Annotated in this window: 15 protein-coding genes; 8 read left to right on the top strand and 7 right to left on the bottom strand. The window is 70.2% G+C overall.

The genetic code is table 11. From position 1 onward, the window contains the following. The first annotated feature begins 4 nt into the window (after window positions 1-4). Window positions 5-661, top strand: coding sequence for a uridine kinase (locus J7E91_RS26360; RefSeq protein WP_214908888.1), 657 nt, complete (start codon window positions 5-7; stop codon window positions 659-661). A gap of 41 nt (window positions 662-702) precedes the next feature. On the opposite strand, the gene J7E91_RS26355 is transcribed toward J7E91_RS26360, so the two are convergent. Then, the gene (locus tag J7E91_RS26355; protein ID WP_214908887.1) at window positions 703-1,656 is read right to left on the bottom strand and encodes a carbohydrate kinase family protein; all 954 of its coding nucleotides are present in this window, start codon (window positions 1,654-1,656) and stop codon (window positions 703-705) included. Window positions 1,657-1,676: 20 nt separating this feature from the next. After that, entirely contained in the window at window positions 1,677-2,594 is a 918-nt protein-coding gene (locus J7E91_RS26350; protein WP_214908886.1) for a pseudouridine-5'-phosphate glycosidase, read from the bottom strand. 89 nt (window positions 2,595-2,683) lie between these two features. On the opposite strand from J7E91_RS26350, the gene J7E91_RS26345 reads away from it, so the two are divergent. Both J7E91_RS26345 and J7E91_RS26340 read left to right on the top strand, forming a co-directional pair. After that, complete coding sequence (locus J7E91_RS26345) at window positions 2,684-3,109, top strand: VOC family protein (RefSeq protein ID WP_214908885.1); 426 nt, start codon at window positions 2,684-2,686, stop codon at window positions 3,107-3,109. Window positions 3,110-3,176: 67 nt separating this feature from the next. Next, entirely contained in the window at window positions 3,177-3,539 is a 363-nt protein-coding gene (locus J7E91_RS26340) for a cupin domain-containing protein (RefSeq protein WP_214908884.1), read from the top strand. Here J7E91_RS26340 and J7E91_RS26335 read toward each other — a convergent pair. From J7E91_RS26335 to J7E91_RS26320, 4 genes are all read right to left on the bottom strand, one after another. Next, window positions 3,529-4,863, bottom strand: a complete 1,335-nt coding sequence (locus J7E91_RS26335; protein WP_374224783.1) for an MFS transporter — start codon at window positions 4,861-4,863, stop codon at window positions 3,529-3,531. The genes J7E91_RS26340 and J7E91_RS26335 overlap by 11 nt on opposite strands. Next, window positions 4,860-5,135: a hypothetical protein gene (locus tag J7E91_RS26330; RefSeq protein ID WP_214908882.1), complete on the bottom strand. Its 276-nt coding sequence runs from the start codon at window positions 5,133-5,135 to the stop codon at window positions 4,860-4,862. The genes J7E91_RS26335 and J7E91_RS26330 overlap by 4 nt, the downstream gene beginning before the upstream one ends. Window positions 5,136-5,209: 74 nt before the next feature. Beyond that, window positions 5,210-5,764, bottom strand: a complete 555-nt coding sequence (locus J7E91_RS26325; RefSeq protein WP_214908880.1) for a methylated-DNA--[protein]-cysteine S-methyltransferase — start codon at window positions 5,762-5,764, stop codon at window positions 5,210-5,212. 53 nt (window positions 5,765-5,817) lie between these two features. Then, window positions 5,818-6,708: a glycerophosphodiester phosphodiesterase family protein gene (locus J7E91_RS26320; RefSeq protein WP_251016269.1), complete on the bottom strand. Its 891-nt coding sequence runs from the start codon at window positions 6,706-6,708 to the stop codon at window positions 5,818-5,820. Between the two features lie 241 nt (window positions 6,709-6,949). Between J7E91_RS26320 and J7E91_RS26315 the strand changes: the two genes are divergently transcribed. The 5 genes from J7E91_RS26315 to J7E91_RS26295 all read left to right on the top strand — a co-directional run bounded on the left by J7E91_RS26315 (window position 6,950) and on the right by J7E91_RS26295 (window position 14,062). Continuing rightward, entirely contained in the window at window positions 6,950-7,750 is an 801-nt protein-coding gene (locus J7E91_RS26315) for an MHYT domain-containing protein (protein ID WP_214908878.1), read from the top strand. Window positions 7,751-7,800: 50 nt separating this feature from the next. Beyond that, window positions 7,801-9,930, top strand: a complete 2,130-nt coding sequence (gene uvrB, locus J7E91_RS26310) for an excinuclease ABC subunit UvrB (protein WP_214908877.1) — start codon at window positions 7,801-7,803, stop codon at window positions 9,928-9,930. Between the two features lie 198 nt (window positions 9,931-10,128). Beyond that, entirely contained in the window at window positions 10,129-10,695 is a 567-nt protein-coding gene (locus J7E91_RS26305) for a TerD family protein (protein WP_069930790.1), read from the top strand. A gap of 147 nt (window positions 10,696-10,842) precedes the next feature. Continuing rightward, window positions 10,843-12,828 (top strand): TerD family protein, encoded by a 1,986-nt coding sequence (locus J7E91_RS26300; RefSeq protein WP_214908876.1) that lies wholly within the window; start codon window positions 10,843-10,845, stop codon window positions 12,826-12,828. Window positions 12,829-13,054: 226 nt separating this feature from the next. Continuing rightward, window positions 13,055-14,062 (top strand): TerC family protein, encoded by a 1,008-nt coding sequence (locus J7E91_RS26295; protein WP_214908875.1) that lies wholly within the window; start codon window positions 13,055-13,057, stop codon window positions 14,060-14,062. Window positions 14,063-14,139: 77 nt separating this feature from the next. Here the strand turns inward: J7E91_RS26295 and J7E91_RS26290 are convergent, their stop codons facing one another. After that, window positions 14,140-15,417: an MFS transporter gene (locus tag J7E91_RS26290; RefSeq protein WP_214908873.1), complete on the bottom strand. Its 1,278-nt coding sequence runs from the start codon at window positions 15,415-15,417 to the stop codon at window positions 14,140-14,142. Window positions 15,418-15,432: the final 15 nt, after the last annotated feature.

Below are 15,432 nucleotides of genomic sequence, written 5' to 3'. Positions count from 1 at the left end.
GACTGTGCGGTTCGAAGCGATCACCTGGGAACGGCTCACCGCCGCCCTCGCCGACCATCTCGGCGGCGCGGAGGCCGACGGGCAACCGTCGTCGCCGTGGCTCAAAGTCGCTGTCGACGGCGCGCCTGCCGCCCGTACCGGTGAGGTCGCGGAGCGGCTCGCCGAAGAGCTGAGGCTACGTGGCCGAACGGTCCTGGTCGTCGGTACGGAGGGGTTCCTGCGGCCCGCTTCGCTGCGCTACGAGTTCGGCAAGGAGGACGCCGGCTCCTACTACGACGGCTGGTTCGACACCGGCGCCCTGTGGCGCGAGGTCTTCGGCCCACTGGAGCCCGGCGGCAGCGGACGCGTGCTGCCCGACCTGTGGGATCCGGCCACCGACCGGGCGACGCGCAGTCCGTACGTCCACCTGCCGCCCGGCGGTGTGCTGTTGCTGCACGGCCCGATGCTCCTGCGGCACTGGTTCCCGTTCGACTTGACCGTGCATGTGCGGTTGTCAGCAGGGGCGTTGGAGCGCAGGACGGAGGCGGGGGCGAAGTGGACGCTGCCTGCCCTCGCCCGTTACGAGCGGGAGGCGGAGCCGGGGGAGGCCGCCGATGTGCTCGTACGGGCCGATGATCCACGGCATCCGGCGTGGACGGGCCTGCCGGGTCACCACAGCTAGCGGCGGGAAAGGGAAAGTTCCGGCCCGTTTCCTGCCCACCGTTACCGCCGCGGCGGCGGCCGCCCGCCCACCACGGTCACCGCACGCGCACCCGCCCCGCACCCCGCCGCCGCGGCCCGCGCATCGTCCGCGCCGGCAAGGCGCGCCGCGAGGAACGCACCCGCGAACGCGTCGCCCGCACCCGTTGTGTCCACCGGCTTCTCCGGAACAGCCGGAACGCGGTCGTGCACGCTGCCGGCGGCGGCGAGCAGCGCTCCGCCCGCGCCCAGGGTGGCGGCGACGAGCGGAAAGTGGCGGCTCAGCTTGGCCGCCGCGTCAGCCGGCTCCGGCAGCCCGGTGAGCAGCCGGGCCTCGTCCTCATTGGGCAGCAGCACATCCGCCCCCGACACGGCCTCCAGGAAACGGTCCACCCCCAGCTCGGTGATGAACCCCGCCGACGCCGGATCCACGCTCACCGTCACCGCCCGCTCCCGGGCAGCCCGCAGCGCCAGTCGGGCCGTCTCCCGGCTCGTATCGGCGAAGAAGAGGTAGCCGGAGAGATGGAGGTGGGCGACACCGTCCAGGAGGGACGCGGACCAGTCGGCGGGGGAGAGGCGCAGGGCGGCGCCGCTGTCGGTGAGGAACGTGCGCTCGGCGGCGGCGTCGACCAGGGAGATCACGGTGGCGGTCGCCGCCTCCTCGTCGAGCACCACCTGCGGACGCACACCCGCACTCCGCAGCCGCTCCTCGTGCCAGACACCCGCATCCGTACCGACCCGCGCCAGAAGCCGTACGTCCGCCAGTCCCGTGTACGCCGCCCAGCAGGCCACGTTGGCGCCGGCTCCGCCCGGCAGCGTCCTGATCTCCGCCGCCGTGTCGGTCGCCCGCGCCAGCGGCGTGCGATGGCGGGCCACGACATCGGTGACCACATCGCCGACCACCAGCAGCGCGCCGCCCGGGCCGCCGTTCCCACCCGCATTCGCGCCTCCTCCGTCGCGTCCTGCGCTCTCTCCCATCCCTCCTCTCGTGTCCTCGCTCATGCCTGCGCCCACGCGGCCGAGATCCGTGCCGCCAGTCGTACGTTGCCGCGCACCGCAGCCAAGTTGGCCTCCAGCGAAGCCCCGTCCGTCTGGCGGGCCAGGTAGTCCAGCAGGAACGGCGTGACGCCTTGGCCCGCGATCCCGCGCCGCCCGCACTCCTCCAGCGCTTCGGCCAGCACCCGGTCGTGCAGCGCCGGATCGAGCTGCTCGGCCTCCGGTACGGGGTTGGCGACGACCAGCGCCGCTTCCGGCCCGCCCAGCGCGTCCTGGGCACGCATCACGGCCGCCACCTCACCAGGCGTCCGCACCGTCCAGTCGACCGGTTCTCCCGAGCTGCTCAGGTAGAACCCCGGAAAGTGCCCCGTGCCGTACCCGAGGACCCCGACTCCGAGTGTCTCCAGCCGCTGCAAGGTCGCCGGTACGTCGAGGATCGACTTGACCCCCGCGCACACCACCGTGATCCGCGTCCTGGCCAGCAGCGCCAGGTCCGCCGACTCGTCCTGCGTCTCGGTCCACTCCCGGTGTACGCCGCCGAGCCCGCCCGTGGCGAAGACCCGCAGACCGGCCCGGGCGGCCAGGAACGCCGTCGCCGACACGGTCGTCGCCCCGCTCGCGCCCGCCGCCAGCGCCGGCGCGAGATCGCGATGACCCAGCTTGCGTACCGAGTCGTCGTTCGCGACCCGCTCCAACTGGGCTTTGTCCAGGCCGATATGCGCTCTGCCGTCGAGGACGGCGATAGTGGCGGGAACGGCTCCGACCGTACGTACCACCTCCTCCAGCTCCTCCGCGACCCGCAGATTGCGTGGACGAGGCAGACCGTGCGCGATGATCGTCGACTCGAGAGCCACGACGGGGCTGCGCCGCTCCAGCGCCTCCCGTACCTCTTCGGACATCAGCAGTGCGGTGTCAGGCATGCCCCCATTCCTGGCGCGTCGGCCGGGCCCTCAAACGTCGCACGGCGCGCCCCTTGCACCCGGTGGCGATCACACCGCAGCCTGTGGGGATGACAGAAACACATCTCGATCACGTCGTACTGTGGGTCAACGACCCCCTCGCCTCACTGGAGTTCTACGAGAAGACCGTCGGCCTGACGGGCGTACGAGCCGCCGAGTACGCGGAGGGCAAAGCGTCCTTCCCCTCCGTGCGCGTCTCCGCCGGGTCCCTGCTCGACCTCGTCCCGCTCACCATGGCCGGGTCCATGAACGCCATCCCGGGCGCCGAGGCCACGGCCGGTCAGCCGGTCAATCATGTCTGCCTCGCCATGGACAAACAGGCCTTCGAAGCCCTGCGCGGGCGCCTGGAGGACAGCGGTGTCGCTGTCTCGCCGTACTCCCACAACAGTTTCGGCGCCCGCGGCGCCGCCCCTCGCTCGTTCTACTTCCGCGATCCCGACGGCAACGTCATCGAAGCCCGCCACTACGACGAGTGACCAACGGTCACCACGGACAACGGGCCTCGGTGGGGCCCTTCGGGGACCCCCGCTAAGGTGACGCGCCATGACGACAATCGATCAAGTTCCCGCCTCGTTCTCCGTGCACATCCCGGACGCCGACCTGGAACCGGAGCCGCTCGACCCGGACCAGATCGTGTCCGGCGAACCGGTGGTGACGGGCAAGGTGCTGTGGGAGTCCCCCGACGGCAAGCAGGTGCGCGGGATCTGGCAGATCACGCCCGGTGTGGTCACCGACACCGAGGCCAACGAACTCTTCGTGGTGGTCAGCGGGCGCGCCACGGTCGAGGTGGAGGGCAGCGACACCCTGGAGATCGGCCCCGGTGACGCGTGTGTGCTGCGCGAGGGCGACCGTACGACCTGGACCGTGCACGAGACGCTGCGCAAGGCCTACCACATCAGCCTTTAGCGGCCGGTTCGGTCTCTCCCGCCGGCTCGGCAGGGCGGTTGCGGGTGGCCATCAGGGCGAGCGCGGCCATCGGCAGCAGAAGGCAGGCGCCGATCGCGTTGAGCCAGCCGTAGCCCGCCTGCGCGACGATCAGGCCGGCGGCAGCGCCACCGATGCCCGCCGCCGAGTTCATGGTCAGGTCCGACAGGCCCTGGACGGCGGCGCGGGCGGGCTGCGGCACCGAGTCGGTGAGCAGGGCGGAGCCCGAGACCAGGCCCGCGGACCAGCCGAGGCCGAGTACGAAGAGGCCGGCGGCGGTCTGGGCGTGGCTGGGACCCGCCGTACCGGCCAGCAGGGCGGCGAGGCTGAGCAGCCCGGCCGCCAGGCCGATGACCGCGAGTCGGCCGACCCGGTCGGACAGCCAGCCCATGACCGGCGAGAACGCGTACATGCCGGCGATGTGACCGCTGATGACGAGACCGACCAGTTCCAGATCGGCTCCGTGATGGCCCAGGTCGACGGGGGTCATCACCATGATCGAGACCATGACGGTGTGGCTGACAGCCACGGTCACCAGGGCGAGCCTGGCCCGCGACGAGGCGGCGACCGCCGCGACTCCGGCGCGCAGTGAGCGGCCCTGCGGGGACTGCGACTCCGCCGGGGCCAGGGCCCGCGCGGTGAGGAGCGGGTCCGGGCGCAGCAGTACGGCGACGACCAGACCGGTGACGAGGAAGATACCGGCGGCCCACAGGAACGGGCCCGCCGTCACGGGTATGGAGGTACCGCTGAAGCTGCGGCCCGCCGGGGCCGCGATGTTGGGACCGAGGACCGCGCCGATCGTCGTGGCCCAGACGACCGTCGAGATCGCCCGGGCGCGCCGGTCCGGTTCGGCCAGATCGGCCGCGGCGAAACGCGCCTGCAGGTTGGCCGAGGACGCGGCACCGAATCCGGCCATGCCGAGCAGGAGCAGCGGGAAGTTCCCGATGACGGCGGCGACGACCACGAGTGCCGCGCCGAGAGCTCCGATCAGGTAGGCGAGGACGAGTCCCGGGCGCCGGCCGCGCGAAGTCATCAGGGAAGCCAGCGGGATGGACAGCAGGGCCGTGCCGGCGACGGAGGCGGTCGGCGCCAGCCCCGACACAGCCTCGGTACCGCTGACTTCGACCGCCAGAACGGGCGCGAGGGCGATGCCGATGGGCACACCGAGCCCGCCGAGGATCTGGCTCACGACGAGCACGACGGAGGTACGCCGCTGGAGGGCGCGCAGCGCGTCGGGTCCGGGCACGGCCGCTGCCGCGGATGCCTTGCCGGCCGGCTTACCGGCCGCCTTGTCGGTCGTAGTCACAGCGCGTACGCCTTTCCCCCGTCGGCGGCGAGCGCTGCGGCGATTCGGCGGTCCGTCCGGCGCCGCTCGCCGCCCTCACCCCGCTTGCTGCTGTGGACGCGCTCGGTCATGCCGCCGGACGACTGGAGCGGCTTGACCGGCGTCTCTCCCTCCAGCGGGAAGATGTCCCGGGTCACGAGGGAGTCGTCGGGTATCGGCAGGCTCTTACCGATCGGCAGACGGTCGACGAGGGAGCCGGGTCCGGGCTCGCGCGCAGCAGAGGTGGTAGTCACCGCCGCAGTGTGCCAGTCCTTACGCACGTACGAAACCGAGATTGCTCACCCACGCCCGTCAGGCCGGTCCGGGCTCAGAACAGCGGCTGCGGCAGCACCCCTTCGAGCGCCAGCAGCGCCCGCTTGGTCTCCAGACCGCCGCCGAACCCGCCGAGTCCGCCGTCGCTTTCCACCACCCGGTGGCAGGGCACCACCACGGGCAGCGGATTCGACCCCATCGCCGCCCCGACCGCCTGCGCCGCCCCGGGCTGTCCGACCCGCTCCGCCAGATCGCCGTACCCGACGACTGTGCCGTACGGAACGCCGGTCGCCAGCTCACGCAGGACCTGCCGGTTGAACCCGGCGCTGAGCGACCAGTCCAGCGGCAGAGTGAAGGCGCGCAGTTCACCGGCGAAGTACGCCGCGAACTGCCGTATGGGCTCGGCCAGCCGTACGGAGCCGGGCGCCTCGGTCACCTCGGTGCCCAGCCGCGTCCGCAGCTGGGCGAGCGTCTTCTGCCGTACCGCTGGACCGGCGTGGAAGGCCACGCACACCAGGCCCGCATCGGTGGCGGCGAGAAGCAGCGGCCCGATGCCGCTGTCGCCGCTGCCGATGACCGCCCACTCCACGAACTGCCCGTCGCTGTTCATGCGCACCACGGTACGACCGGGCACTGACAACGGTCCGGGCCACAGCCCCGGCGTCAGCCGCCGACGGCGTCCCGGACGATGTCGGGGTTGTTGGTGATGATCCCGTCCACGCCGAAGCCGTTCACCCGCGTCGCGGCCGCCGCGGTGTTCACCGTCCAGGTGTTGACCTGGAGCTGCTTGCCGTGCGCGCCCTTCAGCCTGTGGACCGCAGCGACGTAGTCGGCCGTGAGCGAGGTGTGCGTCGGATTGATCTGGTCCGTGAACCGCGCGTACTGGGGCAGGTCGGCGACCGCGGGCGTCCCGAGGAAGCCGGTCGTGAGGTCGGGCCGCTGCTCGTGCACGCCCTTCACGCTGTCGGCGCCGAAGCTCTGGATGACGAGCTTGTGCTTGACATGGTGGCGGTTCAGCCAGCCCTCCTGGCGCAGTACGCGCAGGGTGTCCTTTTCGATGCCCGGGTAGAGCTCGGGCTTCTTGATCTCCAGGAGCAGCTTCTGGTGGTTGCGCTCGACCCGGTTCACGTACTGCTTCAGGGTCGGCACGCGCGCGCCCGTGAACTCCGGTCCGAACCAGCTGCCCGCGTCCAGCGTGGCGATCTCCGCCGCGGTGAAGTCCTTGATCTTCCACGGTGCGCGGCCGGGGAAGAGCTGCTCGACGTTCGTGGTCCTGGCGAGGCTGTCGTCGTGGACGACTACCAGTTCGCCGTCCTTGGTGCGCTGTACGTCGTTCTCCACCCAGTCGAAGCCCATCCGGTCGGCCAGGTTGATCGCCGCCAGCGTGTTCTCGGGCGCGTATGCGGACGCGCCCCGGTGGGCGATGACGGCGGGCTCGTCGTGGCCGCCGGCGGGACCGGCGGCCTGGGTGGCGGGGGCGGGCAGCAGCAGTGCGGCGGCGCCCAGGAGCGCGGCGGCCGTGGCGGTGCGTGCGTACACAAGGACTCCTCGCATGGAGTGATCACGGACGGTCCGAGAGTGACAGCACATAGTCAACGACGGACAGGCGAAGGATGGCCACGAAGTGAACGAAACCGACCCCGGCCGCGTCACGTGTCAATTTCCCCGTCCGCTGAATTGCCGGGAAAGCGTGTACTGATCACCAGGCTCCGCCTACTCTCGCCAAAAACAGGCCTCCATACCACCAGTGGGGCCCTCCCCACCCGGCGACGGAAGCTGAAGGGCGCAAAAACGCATGCAGGGCACTGTCGACGGATTCAGCTACGGCCTCGTCACCCCGGTCGCGGCGTACGTCATGGCCTGTCTCGGCGGCGCGCTCGGACTGCGCTGCACCGCGAGGTCACTCATGAACGAGCGTGCCTGGAAGGCCGGCTGGCTGGCGCTCGGCGCGACCGCCATCGGCTCGGGAATCTGGACCATGCACTTCATCGCGATGATGGGTTTCGCGGTGAAGGAGACCCCGGTCGGCTACGACGTGACCCTGACGTACGCCAGTCTCGGAGTCGCCGTCGTCATGGTCGGCGTCGGCGTCTTCATCGTGGGACACCGGGGAGTGAGCCCGATGGCCCTGGTCACGGGCGGCACGATAACCGGTCTGGGGATCGCCACCATGCACTACCTCGGTATGGCCGGAATGCGACTGCGAGGCCAGCTCCAGTACGACACGTTCACCGTCGCCCTCTCCGTAGTGATCGCGGTGGTCGCCGCGACCGTCGCGCTCTGGGCGGCCGTGTCGATCCGCGGATTCTGGCCCACGCTGGGCGCGAGCCTGGTCATGGGCGTCGCGGTGAGCGGCATGCACTACACCGGCATGGCGGCGCTCAGCGTCCATCTCCACGGGGCCGCGACCGCCGCCGGCGGCGGGACGTCCACTCCGGCCCTCATGCCGATGCTGATCGGCCCGGCGATCTTTCTGTTCCTGGCGGGCGTCGTCGTGCTGTTCGATCCGCTGCTGGTCATGGGCCGGTCCGACCGGCAGGGATACGGCGGACCCGGCATCCCGCGCCCGGCCCCGGGAACCTCCCGGCGCCGGTGACCCGGCGCGATCACCACGTGAGTGTCAGTGCCGGGTCGTACGGTTGATGCATGCGGCCCGTTTCAAGCATCGAACGTACGGTGGCGCCCTTCGAGGTCGTCAGTTCCTACCAGCCCAGCGGTGACCAGCCGGCGGCCATCGCCGAGCTGGAGCGGCGTATTCGCGCAGGTGAGAAGGATGTCGTCCTGCTCGGCGCGACCGGCACCGGCAAGTCGGCGACCACCGCCTGGATGATCGAGAAGCTCCAGCGGCCCACGCTCGTCATGGCGCCGAACAAGACCCTGGCGGCCCAGCTGGCGAACGAGTTCCGCGAGCTCCTGCCGAACAACGCCGTCGAGTACTTCGTCTCGTACTACGACTACTACCAGCCCGAGGCGTACGTCCCGCAGTCGGACACGTACATCGAAAAGGACTCCTCGATCAACGAGGAGGTCGAGCGGCTGCGCCACTCCGCGACGAACTCGCTGCTCACCCGCCGCGACGTCGTCGTGGTCGCCTCCGTCTCCTGCATCTACGGCCTCGGTACGCCGCAGGAGTACGTGGACCGCATGGTGCCGCTGAAGGTCGGCGAGGAGATCGACCGCGACCAGCTGCTGCGCCGCTTTGTCGACATCCAGTACACGCGCAACGATGTGGCCTTCGCGCGGGGCACCTTCCGGGTCCGCGGCGACACCATCGAGATCTTCCCGGTCTACGAGGAGCTGGCCGTCCGTATCGAGATGTTCGGCGACGAGATCGAGGCGCTCTCCACCCTCCATCCGCTGACCGGCGAGATCATCAGCGAGGACCAGCAGCTCTACGTCTTCCCTGCCAGCCACTACGTCGCCGGACCCGAGCGCATGGAGAAGGCGATCAGGGGCATCGAGAAGGAGCTGGAGGACCGGCTCGCGGAGATGGAGAAGCAGGGCAAGATGCTGGAGGCGCAGCGTCTGCGCATGCGCACCACGTATGACCTGGAGATGATGCGCCAGATCGGCAGCTGCTCCGGCATCGAGAACTACTCGATGCACATGGACGACCGGGCTCCCGGCACCGCGCCGCACACCCTCCTTGACTACTTCCCCGAGGACTTCCTGCTGGTCATCGACGAGTCGCACGTCACCGTCCCGCAGATCGGCGCGATGTACGAGGGCGACGCGTCCCGCAAGCGGACCCTCGTCGACCACGGCTTCCGGCTGCCGTCCGCCCTGGACAACCGGCCCCTGAAGTGGGAGGAGTTCCAGCAGCGCATCGGCCAGGCGGTCTATCTCTCCGCCACCCCCGGCGCGTACGAACTCTCGCGCTCCGACGGCTTCGTGGAGCAGATCATCCGCCCCACCGGCCTCATCGACCCCGAGGTCGTCGTCAAGCCGACCGAGGGCCAGATCGACGACCTGGTGCACGAGATCAGGAAGCGCACCGAGCGGGACGAGCGCGTCCTGGTCACCACCCTCACCAAGAAGATGTCCGAGGACCTCACCGAGTACTTCCTCGAACTGGGCATCCAGGTCCGCTATCTGCACAGCGACGTCGACACGCTGCGCCGCGTCGAGCTGCTGCGTGAGCTGCGCTCCGGCGAGTACGACGTCCTGGTCGGCATCAACCTGCTGCGCGAGGGCCTCGACCTGCCCGAGGTGTCGCTCGTGGCGATCCTCGACGCCGACAAGCAGGGCTTCCTGCGGTCGGGCACGTCCTTGATCCAGACCATCGGCCGCGCGGCGCGCAATGTCTCAGGTCAGGTCCACATGTACGCCGACAAGGTCACCCCGGCGATGGAGAAGGCCATCGACGAGACGAACCGTCGCCGGGAGAAGCAGATCGCGTACAACACGGCGCACGGAGTCGATCCGCAGCCGCTGCGCAAGAAGATCAACGACATCGTCGCCTCGATCGCGCGCGAGCAGGTCGACACCGAACAGCTCCTCGGCACCGGCTTCCGGCAGGCGAAGGAGGGCAAGGGGGCCAAGGCTCCGGTGCCCGTACTCGGCGGGAAGGCGGCCAAGGGGGCAAGGGCGGGCAAGAAGGGCGATGTGCTCACCGACCGCCCCGCCGCCGAACTGGCCGCGCTCATCGAGGAGATGACGGAGCAGATGCGTGGCGCGGCCGCGGAGTTGCAGTTCGAGGTGGCCGCGCGGCTGCGCGACGAGGTGGGGGAGCTGAAGAAGGAACTGAGGCAGATGAGGGAGGCGGGGCAGGCCTGACGGGTCGGCAGTCGCCCGGGCACCTGGTGTGTTGCAAGACCGACACAAAGTCCGACGCGACTGTGGCGGCTCGGACGCGACTGCGTAGGGTTCTGGGCAGCCGCACGCACACGGGCGGGCCGCGGGGTATGCAAGGAGAGGGGACAGCGCGTGGTGGATGTATCCAAGGGCAGCGCGCCCGGGGGACCTGGCGTCAATCTGACCAAGGGTCAGGCCATCAGCCTGGAGAAGAAGGGCGGCGGCACGCTGACGGCGGTCCGGATGGGGCTCGGCTGGCAGGCGGCGCCGCGGCGCGGTCTGTTCGGCTCGCGCACCCGGGAGGTCGACCTCGACGCCTCGGCGGTCCTGTTCGCGGACAAGCAGCCGGTCGACGTCGTCTTCTTCCGTCACCTCGTCAGCGACGACGGCTCCGTCAAGCACACCGGTGACAACCTGGTCGGCGGCGCCGGCCAGGGCGGGGACGACGAGGCGATCCTCGTCGACCTCCAGCGCGTGCCGGTGCACATCGACCAGATCGTCTTCACGGTGAACTCCTTCACCGGCCAGACCTTCCAGGAAGTGCAGAACGCGTTCTGCCGCATCGTCGACGAGACCAACGGCCAGGAGATGGCCCGCTACACGCTCGACGGCGGCGGCCAGTACACCGCCCAGATCATGGCCAAGGTGCACCGCGCCGGCGCCGGCTGGCAGATGACGGCCATCGGCACCCCTGCCAACGGCCGCACCTTCCAGGACCTGATGCCGTCGATCCTGCCGCACCTGTAACAGGCGACTGCCGAAAAGTACGCGCAGCTCCCGGAGGCATCGCGGCCGCCGGGAGCTGCACCACATACACGCCACGCACGCACTTCACACATGCCACCACCGGCCACCGCTGTGGCCGTCGACGACGCGACACGGGGGAGACAGGCGATGACGGCCGAGCTGGTCCGGGGGCAGAACCACCCCTTGCCCCAGGCCCGTTTGGAGATCCGGGTCTCGGCCGGCAAGCCGGTCGTGGCCGGTGCCACCCTCGGCGACGAACAGGGAACGGTACGCGGCACGGAGTGGGTCGCCCACCCCGGCTCGCCGAACCTCCCCGGGCTCGAAGTGTCCAAGCAGGCCGCGGCCGACCACCGGCTCGCCGTGGATCTGGAGGCGCTGCCCGAGACCGTGCACCGCGTCAACGTCCTGCTCGCCCTCCCCATGGGCGTGGGCGGCCCCGCCCGCTTCGGTGCCGTCGCGGCCCCCTTCGTCTCCGTCACCGGACTCGACGGCTCCGAGGTCGTCAACTACACCGTGACCGGCCTGGACAGCGAGTCCGCCGTCGTCGCCCTGGAGCTCTACCGCAGGCAGGGCATGTGGAAGGTACGCGCCGTCGGTCAGGGTTACGCGGGCGGCCTCGCCGAGATGCTCGGCGACCAGGGGCTCGCGCAGGCCCGCGAACTCGCCGCCGCCATCCAGGACGCCGTCAGCAGCGGCATGGCCCGCTCCGTCGCGCCGCCCCCGCCCCGCGGCCAGGACGACGACCGGGCGCGGCGTACGACGTCCCGCGCGACGAACGGCGGACGCGAGGCGCAGACCGACGCCACGCCGCCCCGCGCGCCCGCCCCCGCACCGGCCCCCTCGCCCGTTCCGCCCGTACCCACGGCGTCGGGCGGCCCGGAAAGCGGTGCTCCACAGACCCCACAGGGCGGCCCCATCGACTACGCGCACCCGCGCCGCCGGAACGCCGCGCCCCTGCCACCGCCGCCCACCGCCCCACCCACCCCGCCGGGCCAGTACCCGCAGCCCGTCGCCGGTGACGCGACCGGCTGGTCCATGGAGGAGCGGCTGTACAACCAGGTGTGGGGCATGTTCGAGGACCTGGCCCGTACGGTCGCGGCGTACCGCAGCGCGGTCGACTTCGCCGAGTCCCGGATGGGCCAGGAGCTCGACAAGGCACTCTCCGACCCCCGCAGCCGGATCGGCACCGCGGGCGACACCGCCCGCGCGACGGCCCAGGCCAAACACGACAGGCTCGTCGGCCAGGCTCGCGAGGTACTGGAGCGCGACCTGGCTCAGCTCGCCGCCGAGACCGACGTCGTCGAGCCCGCCCTGCCGCCCGCCTTCGCCTCCTGGGGCAACCCGGTCTGGCACGGCTACCGGGTCCCCATGGAGATCCCGATGGCCCTGCGCGTCGGCGACCTCCACCTGCCCGAACGCCCGGACCTGCGCATCCCCATGCTGGTGCGGCTGCCGCTGGAACGCGGTCTGTGGATCGACAGTGGCCGTTCCGGTTCCGAGGCCGCGCTGATGACGGAGTCCGACCAGCTGCGCAGGGCGGCCATGGAAACCGCCGCGGCGCACGCCGCACGCCTGCTGGCGGTCTACCCCGCGGGCGAGTTCACCGTCCATGTCATCGACCCGGCGGGGACGGGCGCGCCCGCGCTCGCCCCGCTGACCGAGACCGGCGTACTCGACGCGCCGCCCGCGGCCGGCGCCCAGGGCGTGGCGGCGGTGCTGACCAGGCTCACCCAGCGGGTGGAACTGGTGCAGATGGCCGTCCGCGGCGGGGCGGTGGACTCGCTCCCGCCGGACCTGGACACGGCCGAGCAGCTCCTGATCGTCAACGACTTCCCGCACGGTTTCGACGACCGCGCCGTCACCCAGCTCCGCTACCTGGCCGACGAGGGCCCGTCGGTCGGCGTGCACCTGCTGATGGTCGCGGACCGCGAGGACGCCAGTGCGTACGGTCCGGTGCTCGACCCACTGTGGCGGGCGCTGCTGCGCGTCACACCGGTGCCCGACGACCACCTGATCGACCCGTGGGTCGGTCATACGTGGACGTACGAGCCGCTGCTGCCGCCGCCGGGCAGTCAGGTCGTGCGGCAGGTGCTCGCGCAGGTGGCGGCGGCGAGGCGGTCGCTGCCCCACTGACCAGCGCTTTTGGGCGTACTTTACCCATCCCTTTACCTTCTCTTGGGTGTTCCTGTACCCTTCGAGGAGCGGAGGGGAGTACTCCCGGCTGCGACGTACCCGTCAATACGGACCGCCATCGGTCCCGGGGCGTCGGCCCGAGTCGCGCGGATACGCACTCGGGTGGAAGAGACCTCCGGCAGCGACGACGCTGAGTGAGATGCCGTAGCTATCTGCCGGAGGCGCAGTGGACGTTTCTATGACCCTTTGGGCTGTGACCATTCTTGGTCTGATCGCCCTGATCGCTGTCGACTTCCTCATCGGCCGCAAGCCGCATGACGTGTCGATCAAGGAAGCCGGAATCTGGACGGTCGTCTGGATCGTCCTGGCCGTGCTCTTCGGCCTGGGACTGCTGATATTCGGCAGCGCGCAGGCATCCGGTGAGTTCTTCGCCGGCTTCATCACCGAGAAATCGCTCAGCGTGGACAACCTCTTTGTCTTCGTCCTGATCATGGCGAAGTTCTCGGTGCCGTCCCACCTGCAGCAGCGTGTGCTGCTCATCGGTGTGCTGATAGCCCTGGTGCTGCGAGCGATATTCATCGCGGCCGGCGCCGCGGTCATCGCCAACTTCTCGTGGGTCTTCTACATCTTCGGCGCGTTCCTGATCTACACCGCCTGGAAGCTCATCCAGGAGGCCCGTGCCGACGAGGAGGAAGAGGCGTACGAGGAGAACCGTCTCCTCAAGTCGATCGAGACCCGCTTCGGCGTCGCCGACAAGTACCACGGCACCAAGCTCTTCATCCGGAACAACGGCAAGCGCGTCCTGACGCCCCTGATGGTCGTCATGCTCGCCATCGGCACCACCGATGTGCTCTTCGCGCTGGACTCGATCCCGGCGATCTTCGGCCTCACCCAGGACCCGTACATCGTCTTCACCGCCAACGCCTTCGCCCTCATGGGTCTGCGGCAGCTGTACTTCCTCATCGGCGGACTGCTCAAGAAGCTGGTCCACCTGAGTTACGGCCTGTCGGTCATCCTGGGCTTCATCGGCGTCAAGCTGGTGCTGCACGCCCTGCACGAGTCCGGGGTGCACGTCCCCGAGATCTCCATCCCCTTCTCGCTGACGGTCATTTGCGGCGTCCTGATCATCACCACGATCACAAGCCTCATCGCCAACAAGAAGACGGAGCAGCGCGCGGAGGCCGAGGCGGCAGAGGCTGCCAAGGCCGACGACAAGGAGAGCGTCGAGTCCTGACCGCGTCACGGACTCACCGGCCGGTGCGAGCGGGCAACACCGCTCGCACCGGCCGGTTCTCGTTGTGCGGGTCGGGGTCAGGCAGCGGCGGGCTCCGCCACCGGGTCGGCCACCGGCCTGGTCTCCGGCAGCAGTGCGAAGCAGCCCAGGCTCAGCAGTGCGATGGCGGTGAGATAGAGGGCGACACCCCACGGCGGCCCTTCACCGTGCGCCACCGCCGTCGCGACGAGGGGGGTCAGCGCGCCGCCGAGCACGCCCGCGAGGTTGTAGCCGACGGCCGCGCCCGTGCAGCGCACCCTGGGCTCGTACAGTTCCGGCAGGTACGCGGCGACCACAGCGAACATGGTGATGAAGGCCAGTTGCGCACCGAGGAAGCCCAGGAACATCAGCAGCGGCTCGGCGGTATGCAGCAGCGCGACCATCGGGAACATCCACAGCGCCGCCGCCGCGCAACCCGCCAGACACAGCGGCTTGCGCCCGTAACGGTCACTGAGCATCGCGGCGAACGGAGTGGCCGCGCCCTTGATCGCCACGGCGGCCATGATGCAGGTGAGCATCACCGTGCGGCTGACCCCCAGGTGCTCGGTCGCGTACGACAGGGACCAAGTCGTCACGGCGTAGAACACGGCGTATCCGACGGCGAGCGCGCCGGCCGTGAGCAGGACGAGCCGCCAGTGGTCGCGTACGACCTCGGCGAGCGGGACGCTCGCGCGCTCGCCCGTCTCGGCGAGCTCCTTGAACTGCGGGGTCTCGGACAGGGACCTGCGCAGCAGGAGTCCGGCCGCGGCCAGCAGGCCGGCCGCCCAGAACGGCACACGCCATCCCCACGCCGCGAACTGTGCGTCGGTCAGTGAGGCCGAGAGGGCCAGCATGACGCCGTTGGCCAGGAGGAAACCGACGGAGGGACCGATCTGGGGGAAACTTGCCCACAGTCCGCGGCGGTTCGCGGGAGCGTGTTCGGCGGTCAGCAGGACGGCACCGCCCCACTCGCCGCCGAGCCCCAGACCCTGCAGAAAGCGCAGCACCAGAAGGAGTACGGGCGCCGCGACTCCGATCGACCCGTACGTCGGTACGCAGCCGACGGCGACGGTCGCGATTCCCGTGAGCGCCAGTGAGGCGAACAGGACAGGACGGCGTCCGTAACGGTCGCCGATGTGCCCGAAGACGACAGATCCAAGCGGTCGTGAAATGAAACCGACTGCGAAGGTGCCGAACGCTGCGAGCGTTCCCGCGAGCGGCGAAAAGGTGGGGAAGAAGAGCGGCCCGAGAACGAGCGCGGCGGCTGTTCCGTAGATAAAGAAGTCGTAGAACTCGATGGCTGTTCCGGCGAGCGACGCGGTGGCTAGGCGGGTCATGGAGGGAGGTCGTTC

The organism is Streptomyces sp. ISL-99, from assembly GCF_018614005.1.
Taxonomy (GTDB): domain Bacteria; phylum Actinomycetota; class Actinomycetes; order Streptomycetales; family Streptomycetaceae; genus Streptomyces; species Streptomyces flavidovirens.
Note: the sequence above shows the minus strand (reverse complement) of the source record. Positions and strands in the feature narration are given on the sequence as shown.